1 protein-coding gene is annotated in these 631 nt (G+C 44.7%); it reads right to left on the bottom strand.

Going from position 1 to position 631, the window contains the following annotated elements; translation table 11 throughout:
• Nucleotides 1–608: protein kinase domain-containing protein (locus H9Y04_RS49055; protein ID WP_498067174.1), on the bottom strand; the 608-nt coding region annotated here is incomplete at its 3' end.
• Between the last annotated feature and the right edge of the window lie 23 nt (nt 609–631).

Genomic DNA, 631 nt, shown 5'->3' on the forward strand with positions numbered 1-631 from the left:
TGCTGCTTCGCATAAACGCTGCATACCCCAATGGGGCAATCGGTGACGAAATGGTTGCAGGAGGAGATCTCTTTTTCCAAGGTGGGGAGGTCGCTCCGTTTGTTCGGGTCTAGCCGAAAAATCGTTTCAAGAATTCGATCGAATTCCTTGGTTATTGGCAATATCGATTGAAGTACCAGTTTGTCTTGAAGCATGTAGGTTGCGAAAACTTTGCTTTCTCCGTTCGCGGATTTTTCCGGCAGAAACAGAGCTATTGGCCAAGGGTTTCGGGAGCATGTTATGTTGATGAAAAGAACTCCCAATGACCATATATCGCCTGCGAGGGTAGGGAGGTACTTTGCACTTGATTCGTCTTCATTTTCTGGTTCTGGAGTGGAAAATTGGTCCATATCTACCAATTTTGCAAGCAATTTATTGGTATTATAATTTGTAATACGTTCGGGCGCCATGTAAAAAGACGAGCCTCGGCATGCGTTGCAACAGATGATATTCGAGTTCATTGCTAGGCCAAAATCTATGAGCAGAACTCTGATTTCGTCGTAATTGATAATGGTGTTGGGACCACAGTCTTGTTCGCTGCGACGGTATTCACGATTATACTGGACCATGATGTTTTCTGGCTTGAGATCAC

Origin of the sequence: Streptomyces polyasparticus (assembly GCF_014493765.1) — a bacterium.
Taxonomy (GTDB): domain Bacteria; phylum Actinomycetota; class Actinomycetes; order Streptomycetales; family Streptomycetaceae; genus Streptomyces; species Streptomyces polyasparticus.